This window comes from Pseudomonas sp. OA65, assembly GCF_017498305.1.
GTDB lineage: Bacteria > Pseudomonadota > Gammaproteobacteria > Pseudomonadales > Pseudomonadaceae > Aquipseudomonas > Aquipseudomonas zanjanensis.
Genome location: NZ_JAGDEZ010000011.1, coordinates 164,402 through 185,274 on the forward strand (window position 1 = coordinate 164,402; position 20,873 = coordinate 185,274).

Here is a 20,873-nt window from a genome sequence, read left to right on the forward strand (position 1 = left end):
GCGCTCGCAAGCTTTTAGGGGCCGCTACGCAGCCCAGCGGGAGCAAGCTCCCTCGCAACAAAAAAGCGATCTCACGGGGCCAATGGCTGCTTGCGCCCCGCCATATGCTTCAAATACCCCACCAACAAATCCAGCTCCGAATCCGGCAATACCGCTGCCGAGAACCCGGGCATCTTGCCCTGGGGCCAGCGACGCAGCGCTTGCGGGTCGCGAATGTAGCGCTTGAGGAAGTCCCCGGAGAAGTATTCGGTCGGATTGAAAGGAATGTTCAGGTCAGGACCGAACTGCGCATCGCCGGCACCATTGAGCCGATGACACGCCAGGCAGTTTTTCTGGAACAGTGCGAAACCTTTATTGACCGGATCGTCCTTGGCCAGGTTGGGCGCCGGCAGCAGGGCCGGGAAGCGTTCGGCCACGGCCGAGAGGCGCTTGATGCTCGCCACCGCGTAGGGCCATTGTTCCGGGCTGATATGACCCGCCTGGGGATCGGTCCAGACCAGATAAAAAGGCCCGGCACTGGATTTGCCTTCTCCCAGCGACGGCCAAGGCTTGGCCGGGTCCTCGATCGCCAGCCAGGCCCGGGCTCCGCTTTTGCCGAGGAGTGGCGCCGCGGGCATTTCGGCAGCGAAGCCGTCCAGGGCAACGGCTTGCAGATGATCGTCCGGCTGGATGCCCGTCAACAGTGACGTCAGCGGCACGGCTCGATAACTCATGGGTTTCTTGTAGGAAACGTCCTCAGCGATCTGGACCGTCCGCGCGTCCGGGTGCTTGAGCAGTTCTTCGGTTTGCCAGGTGCGCGTGCTCTCGCCCAACTCCAGCACCAGTTGCGCGGCATAAAGGGGCGTGCTGAGCAGCAACGCCCCGAACACAATGAGAGCTTTCAAATCGTTCGCCTTCCATGTCGAGGGGGCCGCAAAGGTTGGCATAGCCATCGCAGCTCGAACAGAGGACCCATCACATTTTTTGGCGACACAACGTATTGGATAATGCAGATGCCCTCGCGCAGTATTCAGCCGATCACCTTGGTGATATTCGGCAAAATCAACAGCAGCGTCGTGGCAAAGAGAATGAGTCCGGCTTGGCGAACTTTCGAATGTTTGAACATGGCTGACCCGCCTTTTTTGTTATGTCCTAAAAACCAGCCTGCATATCCATGACGGCTGGTGGTGCACTTCCTGTTCCGACAAGCGCCTCGGCAAAACCCGACGACTTACTTGTACAAGGATTACATTAGGGGCCGCGGCCGCCTTGGCTTAGATCCAATTCGTATCAGCTTGTCGCACGGCGCTATTAAAAAGGCATGAGGCCTAATGCCACCTTCCTGCCGGCCCTTTTGCTAGACAGCTCGCCCTCCTGAATCGGTTAACCCGATAGCTCGCTACCGTTCGTCTGAGCGTGGCCGTCAACGTCATTGAGCGCTGTGGTCATTGAATCCAGCGCCGCTGGGCTTATGGTTGAGGCATCGCATTACGCCCGTGGTTTCGAGGATGGTCATGACCCAAGCTTTGATTTTCGACGCATTACGCACGCCTCGCGGCAAGGGCAAGGCCGATGGTGCCTTGCACAGCGTCAAGCCGGTGAACCTGATGGGCGGCCTGCTCAGGGCCTTGCAGCAGCGTATGGACCTGGACACCAGCCAGGTCGACGATATCGTGCTCGGTTGCGTGACGCCGGTCGGCGAGCAGGGCGCCGATATCGCCAAGACGGCAGCGCTGGTGGCCGATTGGGATGTCAGTGTGGCCGGCGTGCAACTCAATCGGTTTTGCGCCTCGGGCCTGGAAGCGGTGAACCTGGCGGCCATGAAAGTGAGATCCGGGTTCGAAGACCTGGTGGTGGCCGGCGGCGTCGAGTCCATGTCCCGGGTACCCATGGGCAGCGATGGCGGCGCATGGGCGCTGGACCCGCAGTCCAACCTGCACGGCCACTTCATTCCCCAGGGCATCGGCGCGGACCTGATCGCCACCCTGGAAGGCTTCAGCCGCGAGGACGTCGACGGTTACGCACTGCACTCCCAGCAAAAAGCCGCACGCGCCCGGGCCGACGGTTCGTTCGATAAATCCCTGGTGGCCGTGCGGGACCAGAATGGCATCGTGCTGCTGGACCACGACGAATTCATCCGCGCCGACTCCACGCTCGACGGCTTGGGCAAGCTCAAGCCGAGTTTCGAAGCCATGGGCCAGATGGGCTTCGATGGCACGGCGCTGCGGGTGTATAGCCATGTCGAGCGAATCAATCATGTTCACACGCCGGGCAACAGTTCCGGCATCGTCGACGGTGCGGCGCTGATGTTGATCGGTTCAGAAGCCAAGGGGCGCGCCATGGGCCTGCAGCCCCGGGCGCGAATCGTCGCCACGGCGGTCACCAGCACCGACCCGACCATCATGCTCACCGGGCCGGCACCAGCTACGCGCAAGGCGCTGGCCAAGGCGGGGCTGCGGGTGGAGGACATCGACCTGTTCGAAGTCAACGAAGCCTTCGCCTCGGTGGTGCTCAAGTTCATCCGCGACATGGCCATCGATCCCGCCAGGGTCAACGTCAATGGGGGCTCCATCGCCCTGGGGCATCCCTTGGGGGCCACCGGTTGCGCAATCCTCGGCACGCTGCTCGACGAATTGGAGGCACGTCGCCTGCGCTATGGCCTGGCGACCCTCTGTGTCGGCGGCGGCATGGGCATTGCCACCGTCATCGAACGCCTCTGAGCCCGACTTCAAGGAACACCTTTCATGACCGATGCCATCCGTTACGAAACCGGCCAGGACCGGATCGTCGTCCTGACCCTGGACATGCCGGGCCAGAGCGCCAACACCATGAATGCGCGCTACCGCGAGGCCATGGCCGCTTGCGTCGCCCGTTTGAAGGTTGAAAAGGACTCGATTGCCGGTGTGATCATCACCTCGGCCAAGCACACGTTTTTTGCCGGTGGTGACCTCAACGAGCTGGTCAAGGTCGGCAAGCCCGAGGCCAAGGCTTTTTATGACATGGTCTTGCTGCTCAAGGCGCAACTGCGTGCCTTGGAAACCCTGGGCAAGCCCGTGGTGGCGGCCATCAATGGCGCGGCCCTTGGCGGTGGTTGGGAGATCTGCCTGGCCTGCCATCATCGTGTGGCGCTGGACCTGCCATCGGTGCAGCTCGGCTTGCCGGAGGTCACCCTCGGCCTGTTGCCGGGCGGCGGCGGGGTGGTGCGGATGGTGCGCCTGCTCGGCTTGGAAAAGGCTTTGCCCTACCTGCTCGAGGGCAAGAAGGTCAGTGCGCAACAAGCGCTGCAGGCGGGTTTGATCGATGAGCTGGCGAAGGATCGTGACGAACTGCTGGCCAAGGCCCGGGCCTGGATTCTCGCCAACCCCAGCATCGTGCAACCCTGGGACGCAAAGGGCTATCGGCTGCCGGGCGGCACGCCTTCCGACCCGAAGGTCGCGCAAATGTTGGCAATCGCCCCCTCGATCCTGCGCAACAAGACCCAGGGCTGCCTGCCGGCACCGGAGAAGATCCTCTGCGCCGCGGTGGAGGGCGCCCAGGTGGATTTCGATACTGCCCACCTGATCGAAACCCGCTACTTCACCGAACTGACCACCGGCCAGGTGGCGAAGAACCTGATCGGCAGCTTCTGGTTCCAGCTCAACGAGATCAAGGCCGGCGGCTCTCGCCCACAAGGTTTGGCGCCTTATCTGACGAAAAAAGTCGGCGTGCTCGGTGCGGGCATGATGGGGGCAGGTATTGCTTACGTTAGCGCCGCGGCCGGCATTGCGGTGGTGCTGAAAGATGTCGATCTGGCGGCAGCCGAGAAGGGCAAGGCCCGTTCGGCGGCGTTGCTGGATAAAAAGGTCGCCCGCGGACAACTCACTGCCGAGCAGCGCGAAGCCACACTGGCGCGGATTCACCCTACCGAGAGCAACGCGGACCTGGCCGGTTGCGACCTGATCATCGAAGCGGTATTTGAGGATCGTGCCCTGAAAGCCAGCGTGTCGGCCGCCGCCCAGGCAGTGGCGGGAGATGATGCGGTGATCGCTTCCAACACCTCGACCTTGCCTATCACCGGCCTGGCCATGGCCGTGCCGGACCCGACGAAGTTCATCGGCCTGCACTTCTTCAGCCCAGTGGAAAAAATGCCCCTGGTGGAGATCATCAGGGGCGCTCATACCAGTGACGCGACCCTGGCCCGGGGTTTCGATTTTGTCCTGCAGATCAACAAGACGCCGATTGTGGTCAACGACAGTCGCGGTTTCTTCACGTCGCGGGTATTCGGCACCTTTACCAGTGAAGGCATCGCCATGCTCGGCGAGGGTGTGAGCGCGCCGATGATCGAGACCGAAGCGCGCAAGGCCGGGATGCCGGTCGGGCCTCTGGCGATCTCTGACGAAGTTTCCCTCGGCTTGATGAGCCATATCCGCGCGCAAACCGCCAAGGACTTGCATGCAGAAGGGAAAACGCCGATTGAGCACCCTGCATTCGCCGTGATTGACTTGCTGCTCAACGAATACAAGCGTCCGGGCAAGGCCGCTGGCGCCGGCTTCTACGAATACCCGGCCAATGGACAAAAGTATCTTTGGCCGCAGCTAAAGAGCCGCTTCGAGAAAGGTGACGGACAGATTTCCCCGCAGGATATCCGTGATCGCCTGCTGTTCATCCAGGCCCTGGAAACCGTGCGCTGTGTGGAGGAGGGCGTGCTGACCTCGACGGCCGACGCCAACATCGGCTCGGTCTTCGGTATTGGTTTCGCGACCTGGACTGGCGGTGCGTTGCAGTTCATCAACCAATACGGCCTGCAAGACTTTGTCGGTCGTGCCCAATACCTGGCCGAGCAATACGGCGAACGCTTCTCACCGCCAGCCTTGTTGTTGGAGAAAGCCGCCCGGCACGAACTGTTCTGACAGACCAGGGAAGGGGCTTGCCTTGGGACCGTGTTTCAGGGCAGGCTCTGGGGTGTGCAATATTCCCATCACGTGTCAGGTATTTTTTATGTCGTTACGCATCTGCATTCTGGAAACCGATATCCTGCGTCCGGAACTGGTCGACCAATATCAGGGTTACGGGCAGATGTTCCAGCGCCTGTTTTCACAGCAGCCCATCGCGGCCGAATTCATCGTGTACAACGTGATGGAGGGGCATTACCCCAGCGATGACGAGGCGTTCGACGCTTACCTGGTGACCGGCAGCAAGGCGGACTCCTTTGGCACTGATCCTTGGATTCAAACCCTGAAGACCTACCTGCTGGAGCGCTACCAGCGCGGCGACAAATTGCTCGGTGTGTGCTTCGGTCATCAATTGCTGGCGCTGTTGCTGGGCGGCAAGACCGAACGCGCCACCCAAGGCTGGGGCGTTGGCACCCATCGCTACAAACTCGCCGCCAAGGCGCCGTGGATGAGCCCGGTGATGGAAGAATTGACCTTGCTGATCAGCCATCAGGACCAAGTCACCGAACTGCCCGAAAATGCGACCGTCATCGCCTCCAGCGATTTCTGCCCCTTCGCCGCCTACCACATCAACGACCAGGTGCTGTGCTTCCAGGGCCACCCGGAGTTCATCCACGATTATTCCCGGGCCTTGCTGGAGATCCGCCAGCAACACCTCGGCGAGCAGATCTACAGCCAGGGCGTGGCGAGCCTGGCCCATGAGCATCACGGCACCACCGTGGCGGAGTGGATGATGCGTTTTGTGGCTCAGAAGCAGCTACAAGCTGCAAGTTAAGAGCTGCAAGTTATGAGCTTGAAGCTTGAAGCTTGCAGCTGCTCCCCTCCTACAACCACCCCGACCGCTTGAAGCTCGCCCACAATGCGGTGCAGCCTACCCCGATGAATCCAAGCACCAGGAAATACCCATAGTGCCAGGCCAACTCCGGCATATTTTCGAAGTTCATCCCATAGATGCCGGCCACGGCTGTGGGAAACGCCAGGATGGCCGCCCAAGCGGCAAACTTGCGCTGCACCACGCTCTGGCGCGACGCTTCGAGCAGCACGCCGACTTCGATGGTCTGGCTGGCGATGTCGGCCAGGGTCGCCAGGTCTTCCATTTGCCGCGTGACATGAATCTGCACATCGCGGAAATACGGACTCATGTTCTTGTCGATGAAGGGGAAGTCGAGTCGCTGCAGCTCTTCGCTGATTTCCACCATGGGGGCTGCATAGCGACGCAGGCGCAACACGTCGCGGCGCAAGCTGTGCAGGTTCTGGATATCCCGCTCGTTCAGTGAGCTGCACAACACGTTACGTTCCAGCTCGTCGATTTCGGCGTGAATGGCTTCACCTACCGGCTGGTAGTTTTCAATCACAAAATCAAGGATGGCGTAGAGGACGAAATCTTCCCCATGCTTTAGCAAGAGAGGACGTGCCTCACAACGCTGTCGGACGTAGGCGTAAGACGCTGAGTGGCCGTTGCGAGCGGTGATGATGTAGCCCTTGCCGGCAAAGATATGGGTTTCGATGAACTCCAGCTTGCCGTCCTTGCGTATCGGCGAATAGGTGACGATAAACAGCGCATCGCCAAAGGTCTCCAGCTTGGGACGGCTGTGTTTTTCCATAGCGTCTTCAATCGCCAGTTCGTGCAGGTTGAATTGACGCTGCAGGTTGGTCAGTTCCAGCGTGCTGGGCTCTTCGAGACCGATCCACACAAAGTGACCCGGTTTGGCAGCCCAGGTGCTGCCTTCGTCGAGGGTGATATTGGTGACTTTCTTACCGGCGCTGTAAACCGCAGCAGCAACGACTCTACCCATAATGGTGGTTCACTTCTTATTGGAAAATGGCAGTGGCAGGCAACATCCAGCTTAACGCGCCCCGTTGCATGAGAGTCAGTGAAATCTGTGGAGTTCGGCGGTAAAAGAAAACCCGCCGGAGGGCGGGTTTTCATTCAAGCGGCTTGCAACTGCCGGTCCATTGTCGCGATGCATTCGCGCATCTGCTCGCGGCACTCGGCGATGAGCCGTGGCAGGTCATCCATGCTCAATCCGGCCGTAGGAATCGCCGGCAACGAGCGTATGAGAATGTCACCGCTGCGCCAGCGATTGAGGCGCATGTGCTTGATGTAGCTGCTGACGCACACCGGAATAATCGGGACCCCGGCGGCGATGGCCATCTGGAATGCACCTTTCTTGAACGGCAGCAGGTCCTCGCCCAGGTTGCGCGTGCCTTCCGGGAAAACCCAGATCGACGTGTCCTCATGCTGCAACGTATGAGTGGTGGTCAGCATCGATTGTCGCGCCTTGATCGCGTTGCCGCGGTCGATCAACACATTGCCCGCCAGCCAGAACAACTGCCCGAACAGCGGCACCCATTTCAGGCTCTTCTTGCCAATGCACACGGTACGGCGCGGCACCACGTTGCCGAACATGAACAGGTCATAGTTGGATTGGTGATTGGCGATGATCACGCAGCCGTTGGGCTTGTTCACCAGCGTGTTGACCTGCGTCCGTACCCGCAGGCGCAAAATGCACATGGCCGGCAACGCGTACAGCCTGGCGCATAAACGACTGTTGTCCGGATTGAACGGCCGGCACAGGCCCAAAAGGACACCGAGCACACCCGCCAGGACAAAATGCAGGCCCAACAACAACATACGCAATACAAACAACATCTACAGGCCCCATCGGGACAAAAGGTGGCGCAGTGTACGGATGTGCACTGTTTTCAGCAATTGCCCCTATAGAGGTAGGAAATGGACGATGTTTAAGCGCATGTTTCTAAATAGTGCGCCAGAAGCGTCCTAGAGCAGTTGGAGATTTTTAAGCGGCCCATGTAGGAAAAAGCCCAACGCTAGGGGAGGGGCTTAAATCCGTGGCGAGGGAGCTTGCTCCCTCTGGGCTGCGCAGCAGCCCCAAACCATTCCACACGGTGTATCAGGAAAAACGGCTGGCAGTTTTTTACGACTGCTGCGCAGCCGAGCGGGAGCAAGCTCCCTCGCCACAATGATGTTTGAGTGATTTGTGAGCGTCAGCCCATATGCTCCTGATCCAGCAGAATCGCACTGTCCAGCGTTTCCAGTAGCGCCTTGCGAACTTTCAGCTTGGTGTTCTTGTGGGCTGACATATTGATTTTTTTCAGCTGACGCGCTGCTTCCAGGGCTGCGCCCTGCAGTTCTTCGGCCGACACCACCTTGTCGAGGAAACCGGCATCCACAGCGCCCTGGGGATTGAACATCTCGGCATTGATCACCGAACGGTGAAACGCCGACTTGCGCAGGCGGTCACGGGCCAGCTCAATCCCGGCATGGTGCATGGTCATGCCGATCTGCACTTCGTTCAGGCCAATGCTGAACGGGCCTTCAACACCAATGCGGTAATCCGCCGACAGCAGCAGGAACGCACCCTTGGCCACCGCATGCCCAGGGCAAGCGACCACGACAGGGAAGGGGTGCGACAGCAGGCGACGGGCCAGGGTCGAGCCGGCCGTGACCAGGCTCACTGCTTCCTTGGGACCGGCGGTCATCACCTTCAAATCGTAACCACCCGACAAAATCCCCGGCTGCCCGGTAATGATCACCACCGCCCGATCCGCCGTCGCCTGGTCCAGCGCAGCGTTGAACGCGGCAATTACATCCGGCGAGATGGCATTGACCTTGCCGTTGTTCAAGGTCAGGGTCGCGATACCGTCTTCGAGATGGTAGGCAATCAAGTCGCTCATGACGCTATTCCTTGTAAGAGAAGTGTCGCAGACGTTACCCACCGCCGCAGGCCAGGTAAAGCGCCGTGACTGACTCACCGGTCAGCCCCAAACTCGACAAACAGCCTGGCCCGCCCATCCCGCCACGCCTTCATCTATAGAGCAGCGCCTGCGTAGCCCCGAAGATTGGCCGGTTTGCCCTGCCCGGGCGCGTTTGAATGCCCGACGAAGCTTAACCGCATGAAAATTCTGAAAAAAACCTTTGCCATCGGAAAAGCTTTCGACTACATTAGCGCGCCTCGACAGACTGAACAGTTTAGCGAGATACGGTGAAGTGTCCGAGTGGCTTAAGGAGCACGCCTGGAAAGTGTGTATACAGGAAACTGTATCGAGAGTTCGAATCTCTCCTTCACCGCCACATTCGATACACACAAAACCCCTGGTTTTCCAAGAAAACCAGGGGTTTTGTGGTTTCTGCCGTCTTAAAAAAATGACGATGGGGGCAATGGCACCCAGGTGATACGCCGTCAGCGCAAAGTTGCAAACTTCCTAACCTTGACTCCGCCACCCAAACGACTATCCCCGCCTGTAGCCGTGCTACAAAAAGACCTGTTCAGCGCGTGGAAAAACACCGATGTCACCGCTCTCCAACGGCAAGTCCTCCAATCGCTTCGGCCTGTTTTGCGTAGCCAGTTTCCTTCTGTCCATTTCTTATGGCGCCACTTTCCTGGTCTCGCTGCTGGTGTCCTCCCTGGGGGGAACTGAGCGCGATGCGGGGCAAGTCTTTGCCGTTGCCATGACGAGTACCCTGGTCGCGGTGGTCGCCTCGGGGCATTTGATGCAGCGCATAGGTGCAGCACTGTGCATGGCCCTTGGCGCTGTATTTCTGGTCATTGCGTCCATGGGGTTTGCGCTGATATCGGGCCTTGGCATCGGTTTGTTGGCCTGCGGTTTGATGCTGGGGATCGGGTGGGGGCTGTTTTACACGGTTGGGCCCATTATGGTTGCAGCGATGGTCGAGCCAGCCAGGCGGACTCATTGCTTCGCGCTTTTGTCGGGCAGCATGTTGACGGGGATCGGTAGTGGCCCTCTTTCAGGCAAGCTGGCCAGTTCCGTCGGGCTACCCATCCAGACGGCTTTCTTCTTTGCCGCCGCCGCGGCATTGCTGGGTGGGGTGTATTTTTGGTGGCTGAGAACGGGCTTTGCCGAAGTGGAGCGCCGGTCTGGCAATAAGGCACGGATGGGGCTGAGATCGGCGACGGATGTGCTGCGCTCACGTTCAGCGTTGTCCATTTTGATGGTGGGGCTGGGGGGCGCGATCTTCGGCGGCCTGGGCAGTTTCCAGACCAGTTATGCCGCCAGTCAGGGGCTTGACTACTCCCTGTTTTTCGTCGGTTTCATGGGGGCGGCTATCGCTTGTCGGTTGTTGATTGCCGGGTGGGTGGTCCGCCGTGACCCCTTTGCGACTTCTTGCCTGTTGACCACGCTGATGTTGGTCGCCGTGACGGGGTTCGGTGTGTGGGTTCATGACAGTCTTAGTTACGCGTTGACTGCGGCCTTGCTTGGGGTCGGTTATGGTCTCAACTATTCGGTCATTAATGGCTTGGCTGCCAACGAGGCGCCACCTGGACTGACCGCCCAGGCACTGCTGCTTTTCAGCCTGTCCTACTTCATTGGCGTATTCGGGTTTCCCTTTATCGCCGGCAAGCTCATCAGCAGCACGGGCGTGAATGGGATGCTGCTTAGTGTCGGATTGATCGCTATGTTGGCCTGGGCCTTGAGTGTCGGTCGCTGGCTGGCCGGGCGATTCTGGAAACCAGCCTCTCTCATGGAATGAGCATAAGGGCATGAAGGTAGTTACGCTGAAGGAAAAAATTGCTTGATGAGCGGCTGGTCGTTGCACCTCTCCAGTGAACAGCATCGGGCAACCTCACAGCAGCATCGGGCAAAAGCTTCTGGGCACACGCCGTTAAGGTTCTCTTGGAAGAGCGTCTTATCAACTGCATTGCTGTGAGAGAACATCATGACCATATGGATGAGTTTGGCTTGGCGCGTCCAGGCTCTTGCACTGTCTTTAGTGTTTTTCACGAGTAACGTCTGGGCTTCGGAACCTATTCAAAACGCCAATACGGATCTGGTCCGCCAGGCCTTCGCGAATTGGCAACAAGGCAAAGGCACGGTATTCGATCTGCTGGCGCCCAATGCGAAATGGACCGTGGCCGGGACGAGTCCTGTTTCTGGTGTCTATAACAACAAGGCTGAGCTGGCCCATGTCGTGCGGTCGATTACCGCTCGGCTGGCAACACCGATTGTCCCCACGGTGCAGAACATCGTTGCTCAGGATGATGTCGTGGTTGTGATGTGGGACGGAACAGCCACGGCGCTTGATCATAAACCCTACAACAACACCTACCTGTGGCACATGACCTTCAAGAATGGTCAGATCATTGAAGTCACAGCCTTTCTGGACACCTACGTGCTGGACGACCTTATCCGGCGCGTAAAACCTGCACAGTAGTGGCTGGGCTATCCTGTTGGCTGTGAAGCAGTTCGCTTTTCCGGGGCGTGCTCTCCAAAAGGTTTACTCGATTCAGAACAAAAACCGGCAATGCATGGTCTTTGTCAGTACCCCAAGTTCGTCTCTTCCTGAGGTCACGCAATGAGTCTGATCGATTGCCCTGAATGCGCATCCCGAATTTCCGACAAGGCCTACGCTTGTCCACATTGCGGCAATCCTTTCCGGGAGCCGAGTTTCCGCCTGACCGAGAAGAACGTGGGGCAGATTGCCGGGGTAACCGGCGTCTGGCTCACCGCGCCCTGGATCGCGCGGATGGTCTTTGGTGTGGTGGCCGTGATTGCGGTGGCGGCGGTGTTGATCTTGCGGTGATCGGTCTCCGTGATCGCTGGCTTATGTCCTGGCTCATCTGGCCCAATGCTTCCGGCCAAATCGCCGGCTCGCCACAGCATGAGTCCCGCCATCGCCCATAAATCGGAGTTGTGAAAAAACACAACCAGAGTACCATCGGCTCAAAGACAAGGAAGCCCATGGATATATTCACGCCATCACGTTTTGACGACGCTGCGATTTTGTATCCCGACGATAAGGCCGGGCTTGATCGATGCCTGCACATTCTGAGGATGGCGCGCCCCAAGGCGTTCGCCGACCTGCAAAAGCTATTCGGTACGCACGGTGTCGACTTGTTCAAGCCCAGAGCGGCGATGAACTGGGTGGTGATCGACGTAGGCGGCAATAATCTCAGGGTGATAGGCGGCGTCAACTATGCCCGGCAGAAGTTCTACGTCAAACACATCTACACGCATGCCGATTACGACGTTGCCAACAGCTGGTATGCAAGAAACAAAGGGGTAAGACGATGAGCGCAGCCCGGAACGACTTTCAAACCGTGATCGCGACGCTTGGCGAGCTACACGCCGTACTGGATCGCCTGCGCGGTGAGTTTGTGCATGGCATCAAGACCCCTGCCGACTATGCGCGCGCGACGGCCCTGCTCGATGCGCTTACCGACGGGCGCGAGCTGAGCAGGACCGAGGAGAGGATTCTCGTTGAGCTCGAGGACGAAATCCTGGCCTATCAGCGCGATTCTGACCAGTTTCGCGAATCGAATGCCGCCTTTGAGGCGAGCTGCACGCCTGTGCAGTTGATCAAGGACTTGATGGAGACGCTCGGGCTCACCGGTTCAGACCTCCCTGAAATCGGTGATAAAACGGCGGTGTCCAAGGTGCTCAATGGAGATCGGCCTATCAGTCACAAGATGGCGTACGCGCTGGCAGAGCGGTTTGCGCTGGAGCCGAGCGCTTTCTTGCCAGCGGCCTCTGCAAAGGTGGCCGCTCATATCGAAACTGTTCCTCTTACTGTCAGTAAAACTTCCACCCATTATGTTTTGCACGAGGACGCCCTGACCGCATATTCAGTGGAAGAGGCCGGTGCCGGTGAATACAAAGTGGTGACTTCGAAGGGGCGCAGAAAGACAGCCAAAGGGACGGACAAGGGGTAGGGCAATCATCTGTTGATCAAGGGGCCGCGTTGGTTGTCGATTCACGCGAGTTGAGGATGATCCGCACCCCCATGACCACCCCAACCAGCACAGCCGCAAGACCTGACGTCTCCAGCAGTGTCGGCAGCCGATGATGAAACCACAAGCCCAGCTCAGCGTCGCGACCACGGCGAGGGCCAATCCGGTGATGAGGTTTGAGTGGGCCTGGATCATCAGGGGTGCGCCCCGGTACGTCGGCTATTGCAGCCAATCCCTGAACCCTCTATAAAATCTCGCGCTGACATCGCGTTCCTCTTGACCGTTGTTGGCCCTGGATATCTGACCCGCATGGAGCATCATCGTGAGCCAATCGCCACACCCCCTCATCTCCCAAACTGATATTTGCCCGGGCACTACCTACCGCTTCCTGCGACATGCCTTGAACTTCACCTTATTGACGCTGCTCACCGGCTGCGGAGCGCTGTCGGATGTCCGCTCTTTCTCCACCCCTTATTCAACGCCTGACGGTGGTGAGACCGCACGCTTGCGGGTGATCAGCGATGGCATGGTCAGGGCCGTACCCAAGTCCGATTGTGTGGACTTCCGCCTGCCGGGCGCGGGCGTCATGGTGGCGTTCCGGGATGGCTACGCCAATCGCAACGGCGAACGACTGGGCATGCCAGACGACGACAAACATTCATCTTCCACGGTAATGACTGAGCTGCTGGTGCCTGCCGGGCAGCCCATCGCTTTTCATTACATCGGTGCTCAATGCTACAACATGTTCCGCTTTGTCCCTAAAGCAGGGGCGGATTACCAACTGGAGGCCGCGGGGCGCTACAAGTGCACGGTCACCCTCAAGCAACTGTCCGTGAAAACGACTGAGCCTCCCCCCTTATCCTTGGAGGACAGCAAGCTGTGCAGGATCACGGATAACTTTTAGCGTGAAAACTTTTCAAGGACGCCATAACGTTTGAAAAGGAATCTTCATCATGGACCCCATCCCCACGCTCCAAACCCGCCGCCTCATCCTCACACCCCTTGAACTGACGGACGCACCGGCGATTCAACGATTATTCCCACACTGGGAAGTGGTCCGTTACCTGGACAGCCGCGTGCCTTGGCCGTACCCGGATGACGGCGCGCTGACCTACGTGCGCGACCATGCGCTCCCCGCTGTCGCCGCCGGGCGCGAGTGGCATTGGATGATCCGTATTGCCGAGGCCCCGGCACAGAGCATCGGCAGCATCAGCCTCTACGATCAGCCAGGCAACAACCGCGGTTTCTGGCTGGCGCCGCAGTGGCAGGGGAAAGGCTATATGCGGGAGGCGTGCCAGGCGATCAATGCCTATTGGTTCGAAACCCTGGAACGCCCCGTCATGCAGGTGCCCAAGGCCGTGGGCAACCTGGCTTCGCGCAGGGTGTCGGAGCGCGAAGGCATGCACATGATCGGGACGCAGCAGGGGGAGTTTGTCTGTGGGCCGTTGCTTAAAGAAGTCTGGGAAATGACGCGTGAGGCGTGGCTTAAAGCGAAAGCTTCATCGAACACCTGATTCCCACGCCGGCCAGAGCAACCCATCGAGACAGTCACTGACTCGCCAACGGACGCCACGGGGTGGTCTGCAGATAAGGCCACTGTTTAAACAGTAGACCCCGCGTTGTTTCCACGTCCTGCAAGGTTTCGGTGCAATTGACCATCGCGGTAAAGCTGCGCTCGGTCAGCATGAAACTCTCCGACCCCAGCGCCTGGCACTGTTCGCTGGCACCGATTGGCTGGCAGAACATCGGTTGCATTTTCACGTCGTAGCCTTGGGACCGAGTGAATGCCTGGAACTCCGGCATGGCGAGGCGAGCCGGCGTGCCGCTCAGTGCCGGGCCTTGCCAGATGGCGGTGATGAGGCCCCTTGATGGATAGTCGCTCAGCCCCTGGACTTGCCTGGCCTCGAACAGGGCAAAACAGAACGAAGTATTGGCCGCGCTATTGCTTGCTGGCGATGTAACGGGAGCGGCCAGGGGGCGCGTCGGCGCGGCGGCTGCCGCAGGTGCAAGCGCTACCGAGGGTGCCAAGCCCGATGAGTCGCCTATTTCCACCAACGCGTCGATGGGGGCCCGGTTGCGCCACACCTTCAGCGGCGCCGCGAAGCCAGGTCGAATACGACTGGCGACAGCGGTCAGCTCGGCCGGGCTGTTGACCGGGGTCCCGGCAATTTGCAAAACGATATCGCCAGCCAACATGCCTGCTTTTTCTGCGCCGCTTCCTGGCACTGGCCTCACGACCAATACGCCGCTGGTAGCGGCTAAGCCAAATTGCTGAGCCACCGCCGGTGTAACGCTGGTGATGTGCAGGCCCAAGCCCCCAGACTGATTAGGTTCCGATGCGGGCATTGCCGCGGACATCCCGGGCGTCGGTGACACCGCAGCGGCAACTGGTGCTGGAGCGCTACCGGCTGAACAATCGCGTTGTCTGGCGACTTGTTGGATCACCAGGTTAACGGGATCGTCCGCCATGCTCGGATGCGTTTCCCAGCCCCGTTTGGTCGCCAGGAACGTTTCACAATCCATGGCGTAGTAGGTCGCCGGATCCTTGACCTTGCGCAGGTATTCCGCTGTTTCGGCTCGCTCGGCAGAGCTGTACATCGGGTTGACGCAAGACGCCAGGAGAGGGGAGAGCACCAGTATTGCGGCAAGGCATTTTGTCGACATGGGCTTCTCTGAGGTCGTGGCGTTTAGGCAGGTCCAGGCAAGGTACTATTTGGCCATCATCCTGTCCAACCTCAACCAGGCGCTTCGCTGCCGTAGTGATTGAGACGGGTGGCATCCGGGCAAATGTGCATTCGATATACAACTGAAAGGCACTTTGCCATGATGCGGCACGATCCACTCGAATCAATCACTGAGAAGCGAAATGTCCGCATCTGCCTTCAAATCAAGCACCAGGCTTGCCGTTGCACTTTCGCTCACTGCCTTGGCTGGCTGTGCCTCTGATGGCGGTCTCGGTGAGGCGGCGGTAGTCGGTGCGATGCTGCTGCCCATGGGAGGCGTCGACACCAGCGTAATGACCAGTGCCGTAGGCCTGGCGGCCGGCGCCTATGTAGTCTCCTCGGTCGCCACTGCGGACTCCGCCAGCGTCTCCCCCGCAACCTCCACCGTTGCCGCCCCCCAAGGCTTGCCACCCATTGACTTGCAAAAGCTGGTGGCCCGGGAAACGCCTGACCGGTATCGCTCCAAATCTTGCGAATACATCGAAATGTCCCTCAGCGAGGTGCCGATGTACCAAGCGAGCGCTGAGCCCATCCTGAAGCAGGTCGCCACGGCTCGAAAAGAAGCGGCCAGCCAGGTCTGGCTTGAAAAAAGCTGCCAGCCGGCCAATTTGCCTCGCGGCAGGATCGGCGCCAGCATCGAGACCATCGATCCGAAGCGGGCGATGGCGCTGTCAGCGCCTCCCGCCGGGGTTGTGGTGCAGGGGACTGTTCCGGGCAGCGGTGCGCAACAGGCCGGGATCTTGCCCCAAGACGTGATCGTGGCCGTGGATAACGGGCTTATCGCTGATTCAATCGATTTCAGGGTGGCCGTTGCCAAAGCGCCAATCGGCTCGCGGGTGAACCTGAAGGTCTGGCGAAACAACGCGTTTAGCATCGTTCCGGTTCTGGTGGGGCCTGGTGGGACGCAAGTCGCGATGACACCTACGGTGATGGCCAACGGTGCCACGGCGGTGGTCCCGGCCGCAGCCATGTATTGCACCGCCGTACTGTCCACCCAGCATACGTACGGCGCTGCGGTCAGCCCGGTCAAATTGATCGCCGGTGCCGCGAGCGACATGCAACCCTCGCTCAAAAGCTACATCGCCAAGGTGAAGCAGGAACAGCCCGGCGTTTGGGGTGATTTCAAACTCAACAGCGCCGTTTGCACACCGGGCGCCGTGGTGTGCATGGCCGAAGCCAAGGGGCCGACCGGCAAGACCCAGAACGCCTTCGAGTTCTGCCACGCGACGCAAGCCAAGGCGGATGCTGAACTGGCCCAGATGCGCCAGGGGGATCCGAAAGCGGTGCTTGTTGATTGGCCGTGAGTTGTGATTGTCCGTTGCGGTGCATGACTTGAGGAGCTGGCTAATCATGAGTACCTGTCAGCGACGATTGGTGTCCAAATCCGTTGACGACGATGTACAACAGCGGACCGACTGATACGAAGATGGCCGTGATCAGGAAGTAAGGCAGCAGCGATGTGAGCGACCGGCCTTTCGAACGTGCGTCCCGGTACATCCAGACGCAGGCCATGCAAGCGAGTAGATAAAGGTCGATGACAACCTGCGCGGTGTCTGGGCGCGACATGAGCCCGAGGCCGAACGCCAGGAGCGATTGCTCGGCGAGAAACAAAGTACTCGCCGTGTACACGGAAAAAAGCAGCAATGTCACCAGTGCGATGTAAGGTTTCTTCAAGTTGCCTCCCTGGACAAGTTCGTTGATCAGGGAGGTAGGCTAGTGATTTGACCGTCATGGTTTCAATGACCTCTGAGGTCATCGACGCCGTTCACCCGCAATGCCAGAGTCAACGATGACCAGTCGACCTTTCTCTCGAACAACGCCGCCAACCTCGGCCGGTGCCCAACTGCGTCACTTGCGCCAACAGGCCGGACTCAGTCAGTTGGACTGCGCGCTGATAACAGGGCTATCTCAGCGTCACCTTAGTTGCATCGAGACGGGACGCGCGAAGCCAAGTCCCGGCACCTTGCACAACTTATTGACTGCCTTGGATGTACCTTTGGAACGATGCAATGACATCTTCCTCGCCAGCGGCTACGCCCCTCGCTACGAAACGACGCCGCTCACATCATCGACAATGGAGGTGGTGCGTGCTGCCATTGATCACATCCTTCACGCCAATAACCCCGCCCCAGCAATTGTCTTGGATGCTCAATGGGACATCCTTGCCGCCAACGCCAGCGCGGGAGTCTTGTTCGATCTGGTGGGTCTTGCCAGAGAGGCGGCAGAGGGACTTAACCTGTTGGTGACACTGCTGCAACCCGGTGGCTTGGGTGATCATCTGAGTAACGCCGAGGAAATAAGATTAGTGGCTTGGCAACGCGCATCCAGGGAAGCCTTGAGTCATCCGGCGCTGGCTGAGATCCTGAAGAGCCTGCCGGCCCCACACAGCGCTGCGCTGGCTAACGAACTGCCTCCGCTGTTGTTGACGCGAGTCGACTCTTCCCAGGGTGAGCTTAAGTTCATGTCGACGTTCACCACCTTCGGTATGCCACTCGACATCACGATGAGCTCATTGCGTATCGAGCATCTGATTCCTGCCGACACTGGAACCTGGGAGGTCATGACGACGGCATATAAGAAGGCGCAACACTCACCCTGATCACGGATGAATACATGCAACTGTCACTCAATCGAATCATGTTGTATGTCCGGAACGCTCAGGCAACCTGCATTTTTTATTACGGTAATTCCATTTCCAGCAGAGCGTTTGCATGTCACTGAGCTTTCATAAGATGCATGCCAATGGCGACGACTTCATTATTGTCGACTCGCGCAATGCAGCCAGCCCAGTGACAAGTGCCATGGCCCGGCGTATGGGCGATAGGAACCGGGGCGTGGGCTTCAACCAGCTCGCGGTGTTGCTCGATTGCGACGATGCCGATGCGCGGGTGATGTTCTGGAACGCGGATGGCTCCCCGCTGGATGTTTGCGGCAGCGCGACGCGAGGAGCGGCGGATCTGCTGATGCGCGAAGCAAATGCTACTTCGCTGGTGCTGCGCACCAACCGTGGTCTGCTGACTTGCGAGCGTACTCCAACCGGCGACATTTCCGTCGCCATGGGCGTGCCGCTTTTCGGCTGGTCGGACATTCCTTTAGCGCAAGCACTCGACACCGCCGCCTTGCCACTGGCCGGCAGTCCCGCCGCGTGCAGCATGGGTAATCCGCACTGCACTTATTTTGTCGATGATCTGGCCAGCCTTGATATCGCGACGATCGGCCCGGCCATCGAAACCCACGCGCTGTTTCCGCTCAAGACCAATGTTCATTTCGTCCAGATCATTGATCGCACGCATATTCGGTTGCGCATCTGGGAGCGTGGTGCAGGGATTGCGCAGGGGTCGGGATCCTGCTCGTGCGGTGCGGTTGTTAACGGCATTCGTCGTGGTTTGTTGGACAGCACCGTCGAGGTTGTATGTGATGGCGGAAGCGTGACGGTTCAGTGGGATGGCGTGGGTGCGGTCGTTCTTGTCGGGCCGGTGGAGGCAAGTTTTTCGGGAACGATGAGTCAAGGTTGAGTGGGTGGTGTTTAAACCCTGATACTGATATTTGCAGGACGTTGTGCATCATTAAATCAAAAGGAAGTTTTACTCATGTCGGAGCAACGCATTCGGCCCCTCGCTCTTTGTATCTTTCATCATCACGGAAAAATACTGGTCAATCAGTTTTACGATGCCAATAAAAAACAGATGTTTTTTCGTCCCGTTGGCGGTGGTATTGAGTTCGGCGAAAGAAGCCATGAGGCCATCGTCCGAGAAGTGCAAGAGGAGCTGGGTGCCTCGATCAGCGACCTTCGACTGATTGGCACCTTGGAAAGCATTTTCACCTACGCCGGCAAGCCTGGGCACGAGATCGTCCAAGTCTACGATGCAAGGTTTGACGACGCCGATCTCTACAAACAACCCTGGCTGGAAGGCTTTGAAAGCGACGGTGCATCGTTCAAGGCCACGTGGTGCTCCAGTGACAGTTTCACGGCTTTGTCACCGCTGGTGCCTGAAGGACTTTACGATTTGCTCAAGTCGGCTTCGCTCCTGGAATAAGTCGGATCAGTGAAGGTCATCCATAATCCGGAGCTACGGCTAAGATGCCTGGACCGGATCGTGCCGCAAAGGCAGCTCTCAACTGATAGCCCTGTGTTTTTTTACACATGATCCGCGAAGCCGGCAGCAAGTACACACATAATCTTAATAGATACACACTCCGTGGCGAGGGAGCTTGCTCCCGCTCGGCGGCGTAGCCGTCGTAGACCATTGACCTCGTTTTTTCTGGAAAGTACTTTGGGGCGGCTTCGCCACCCAGCGGGAGCAAGCTCCCTCGCCACGGGATTGTGGAGATTGGCATCATTTCTCCACAATCCTGAGCCACGGCCAGCGAGCCTGATAACTCTTCGCCTTCTCATCGAACAAATCCGGCTGCGGATTATTTGGATTGATACGCAGAAAGCCTTGCTCGATATCGTCCAGGCCAAAGGGCGCATAGACCTCACCGGTTTCAACGTCCAGCCCAATGCACGTACCCGCAATCAAGTAACGATCAATGCCATCCTTGGCCGACTGAAGCTGAGGATAAGGCTTGCCAAACCGCTGACCGTACCAGAGGTGGACGCGGGCCTGATTCTTGACCTCGATGTTGACGTCGAGGTCCTGGAAGAGTCGCTGGGCGGCGTTGATCACTTCGTTCTCGGCTTCCCAAGACAGGTCCGGGTCAAAGTAAAAAACATCGTAATCCTTAACGCCCCAAGAGGACGGTTGCTGCGTTTGATGATTCCAGACGGCTTGGAACAGGCAGCCAGCCGTGAGCATGCATTGATTTAAACCGAGCGCAGGCAAGCACGAAGTGATTTGTGCGTTGATTGGATTGGTCATTGCTATCCTGACCAGACTTTCGACCGTCAATGTCATGTTCATCCTTTGAAATCTATCCAGTCCTGCCGCCCGACAGATGCCTGAGCAAAATCAGCTGAGCTAAGATACCAAACGCATCAATCTCAAGGACGCCCAATGACATTACAAAGCAGGCCAGTGACGGCTGACGACATCAAGACGATTTGTAGCTTTGTGCTGGACGCTCGGGAACTGTTTTATATGTTCCCGAAAGCCCAATACCCTTTGACCAGTGCTCAGTTGGCTGACGCTATCGCTCAACGATTCGATTCGACCGTCGTGGTGGCAGGGAAGCGTGTCGTTGGTTTTGCTAACTTCTATCGGGCTGAAACCGGTGGAGTTTGCTGTATCGGTAATCTCATCGTCGCCCAAGAAGCGCGAGGTAAAGGAGTCGCAACCTTTCTGGTGGAAACGATGACGGCCCTGGCGTTCGACCGCTATGACGCCTCTGAGGTACAGATATCGTGTTTCAATGAAAACACGGCTGGCTTGCTGCTTTATCCAAAGCTGGGCTTTTTGCCCTTCGCTGTCGAAGAGCGAGTTTCTCCAGATCATCGTAGAACCGCACTTATCCATATGCGTCGCGGTAGAACGGGCGGGGCATAGGCCTGCGCCTCATCATCCTGACCACGTTTTCATATCTACTCC

22 protein-coding genes, 1 tRNA gene and 1 pseudogene are annotated in these 20,873 nt (G+C 58.5%); 16 read left to right on the forward strand and 8 right to left on the reverse strand.

What is annotated here, in order from left to right:
• Positions 1-71: 71 nt before the first annotated feature.
• Positions 72-884 (reverse strand): cytochrome c, encoded by an 813-nt coding sequence (locus J3361_RS12405; protein ID WP_207964838.1) that lies wholly within the window; start codon positions 882-884, stop codon positions 72-74.
• A gap of 609 nt (positions 885-1,493) precedes the next feature.
• On the opposite strand from J3361_RS12405, the gene J3361_RS12410 reads away from it, so the two are divergent.
• The 3 genes from J3361_RS12410 (at position 1,494) to J3361_RS12420 (ending at position 5,685) form a co-directional block, all read left to right on the forward strand.
• Positions 1,494-2,699, forward strand: coding sequence for an acetyl-CoA C-acetyltransferase (locus tag J3361_RS12410; RefSeq protein WP_207964839.1), 1,206 nt, complete (start codon positions 1,494-1,496; stop codon positions 2,697-2,699).
• Between the two features lie 24 nt (positions 2,700-2,723).
• Complete coding sequence (locus tag J3361_RS12415) at positions 2,724-4,868, forward strand: 3-hydroxyacyl-CoA dehydrogenase NAD-binding domain-containing protein (protein WP_207964840.1); 2,145 nt, start codon at positions 2,724-2,726, stop codon at positions 4,866-4,868.
• Positions 4,869-4,956: 88 nt separating this feature from the next.
• The gene (locus J3361_RS12420) at positions 4,957-5,685 is read left to right on the forward strand and encodes an amidotransferase (protein WP_207964841.1); all 729 of its coding nucleotides are present in this window, start codon (positions 4,957-4,959) and stop codon (positions 5,683-5,685) included.
• 49 nt (positions 5,686-5,734) lie between these two features.
• Here J3361_RS12420 and J3361_RS12425 read toward each other — a convergent pair whose 3' ends face one another.
• The 3 genes from J3361_RS12425 to J3361_RS12435 all read right to left on the reverse strand — a co-directional run bounded on the left by J3361_RS12425 (position 5,735) and on the right by J3361_RS12435 (position 8,609).
• The gene (locus tag J3361_RS12425) at positions 5,735-6,706 is read right to left on the reverse strand and encodes a magnesium and cobalt transport protein CorA (protein WP_207964842.1); all 972 of its coding nucleotides are present in this window, start codon (positions 6,704-6,706) and stop codon (positions 5,735-5,737) included.
• Positions 6,707-6,840: 134 nt separating this feature from the next.
• Positions 6,841-7,563 carry a 1-acylglycerol-3-phosphate O-acyltransferase gene (locus J3361_RS12430; protein WP_207964843.1) on the reverse strand — a complete coding sequence of 241 codons (723 nt, stop codon included), beginning with the start codon at positions 7,561-7,563 and terminating at the stop codon, positions 6,841-6,843.
• A 356-nt stretch (positions 7,564-7,919) separates the two neighbouring features.
• On the reverse strand, positions 7,920-8,609 hold the full coding sequence (locus tag J3361_RS12435) for a crotonase/enoyl-CoA hydratase family protein (RefSeq protein ID WP_053180884.1): 690 nt from the start codon (positions 8,607-8,609) through the stop codon (positions 7,920-7,922).
• 307 nt (positions 8,610-8,916) lie between these two features.
• On the opposite strand from J3361_RS12435, the gene J3361_RS12440 reads away from it, so the two are divergent.
• The 6 genes from J3361_RS12440 to J3361_RS12465 all read left to right on the forward strand — a co-directional run bounded on the left by J3361_RS12440 (position 8,917) and on the right by J3361_RS12465 (position 12,604).
• A tRNA-Ser gene (locus tag J3361_RS12440) sits at positions 8,917-9,006 on the forward strand.
• Between the two features lie 216 nt (positions 9,007-9,222).
• On the forward strand, positions 9,223-10,425 hold the full coding sequence (locus J3361_RS12445) for an MFS transporter (protein WP_207964844.1): 1,203 nt from the start codon (positions 9,223-9,225) through the stop codon (positions 10,423-10,425).
• Between the two features lie 198 nt (positions 10,426-10,623).
• A complete protein-coding gene (locus J3361_RS12450) occupies positions 10,624-11,106 on the forward strand; it encodes a nuclear transport factor 2 family protein (RefSeq protein WP_207964867.1) in 483 nt (160 codons plus the stop codon).
• Between the two features lie 141 nt (positions 11,107-11,247).
• Entirely contained in the window at positions 11,248-11,475 is a 228-nt protein-coding gene (locus J3361_RS12455; protein ID WP_003204158.1) for an integrase, read from the forward strand.
• Between the two features lie 158 nt (positions 11,476-11,633).
• On the forward strand, positions 11,634-11,966 hold the full coding sequence (locus J3361_RS12460) for a type II toxin-antitoxin system HigB family toxin (protein ID WP_207964845.1): 333 nt from the start codon (positions 11,634-11,636) through the stop codon (positions 11,964-11,966).
• Complete coding sequence (locus tag J3361_RS12465) at positions 11,963-12,604, forward strand: XRE family transcriptional regulator (RefSeq protein ID WP_207964846.1); 642 nt, start codon at positions 11,963-11,965, stop codon at positions 12,602-12,604. The genes J3361_RS12460 and J3361_RS12465 overlap by 4 nt, the downstream gene beginning before the upstream one ends.
• Positions 12,605-12,620: 16 nt before the next feature.
• On the opposite strand, the pseudogene J3361_RS29485 reads toward J3361_RS12465, so the two are convergent.
• A pseudogene (locus J3361_RS29485) lies at positions 12,621-12,766 on the reverse strand (EamA/RhaT family transporter); the annotation flags it as partial.
• Between the two features lie 178 nt (positions 12,767-12,944).
• On the opposite strand from J3361_RS29485, the gene J3361_RS12470 reads away from it, so the two are divergent.
• Together J3361_RS12470 and J3361_RS12475 are read left to right on the forward strand one after the other, a co-directional pair.
• Positions 12,945-13,526 (forward strand): hypothetical protein, encoded by a 582-nt coding sequence (locus J3361_RS12470; RefSeq protein ID WP_207964847.1) that lies wholly within the window; start codon positions 12,945-12,947, stop codon positions 13,524-13,526.
• A gap of 49 nt (positions 13,527-13,575) precedes the next feature.
• Positions 13,576-14,136 (forward strand): GNAT family N-acetyltransferase, encoded by a 561-nt coding sequence (locus tag J3361_RS12475; protein WP_207964848.1) that lies wholly within the window; start codon positions 13,576-13,578, stop codon positions 14,134-14,136.
• A 34-nt stretch (positions 14,137-14,170) separates the two neighbouring features.
• Here the strand turns inward: J3361_RS12475 and J3361_RS12480 are convergent, their stop codons facing one another.
• Positions 14,171-15,286 (reverse strand): PDZ domain-containing protein, encoded by a 1,116-nt coding sequence (locus tag J3361_RS12480; RefSeq protein ID WP_207964849.1) that lies wholly within the window; start codon positions 15,284-15,286, stop codon positions 14,171-14,173.
• Positions 15,287-15,488: 202 nt separating this feature from the next.
• Here J3361_RS12480 and J3361_RS12485 point away from each other — a divergent pair, with 202 nt between their 5' ends.
• The gene (locus tag J3361_RS12485) at positions 15,489-16,649 is read left to right on the forward strand and encodes a PDZ domain-containing protein (RefSeq protein WP_207964850.1); all 1,161 of its coding nucleotides are present in this window, start codon (positions 15,489-15,491) and stop codon (positions 16,647-16,649) included.
• A gap of 40 nt (positions 16,650-16,689) precedes the next feature.
• On the opposite strand, the gene J3361_RS12490 is transcribed toward J3361_RS12485, so the two are convergent.
• A complete protein-coding gene (locus J3361_RS12490) occupies positions 16,690-17,019 on the reverse strand; it encodes a DUF2834 domain-containing protein (protein ID WP_207964851.1) in 330 nt (109 codons plus the stop codon).
• A 115-nt stretch (positions 17,020-17,134) separates the two neighbouring features.
• Here J3361_RS12490 and J3361_RS12495 point away from each other — a divergent pair, with 115 nt between their 5' ends.
• From J3361_RS12495 to J3361_RS12505, 3 genes are all read left to right on the forward strand, one after another.
• Complete coding sequence (locus J3361_RS12495; protein WP_207964852.1) at positions 17,135-17,944, forward strand: helix-turn-helix domain-containing protein; 810 nt, start codon at positions 17,135-17,137, stop codon at positions 17,942-17,944.
• Positions 17,945-18,056: 112 nt separating this feature from the next.
• A complete protein-coding gene (gene dapF / locus J3361_RS12500) occupies positions 18,057-18,860 on the forward strand; it encodes a diaminopimelate epimerase (protein ID WP_207964853.1) in 804 nt (267 codons plus the stop codon).
• A gap of 75 nt (positions 18,861-18,935) precedes the next feature.
• The gene (locus J3361_RS12505) at positions 18,936-19,382 is read left to right on the forward strand and encodes an NUDIX hydrolase (protein ID WP_207964854.1); all 447 of its coding nucleotides are present in this window, start codon (positions 18,936-18,938) and stop codon (positions 19,380-19,382) included.
• A gap of 300 nt (positions 19,383-19,682) precedes the next feature.
• Here J3361_RS12505 and J3361_RS12510 read toward each other — a convergent pair whose 3' ends face one another.
• Entirely contained in the window at positions 19,683-20,243 is a 561-nt protein-coding gene (locus J3361_RS12510; RefSeq protein ID WP_207964855.1) for a nucleotidyltransferase family protein, read from the reverse strand.
• Between the two features lie 99 nt (positions 20,244-20,342).
• Here J3361_RS12510 and J3361_RS12515 point away from each other — a divergent pair, with 99 nt between their 5' ends.
• Entirely contained in the window at positions 20,343-20,831 is a 489-nt protein-coding gene (locus J3361_RS12515) for a GNAT family protein (protein WP_207964856.1), read from the forward strand.
• Positions 20,832-20,873: the final 42 nt, after the last annotated feature.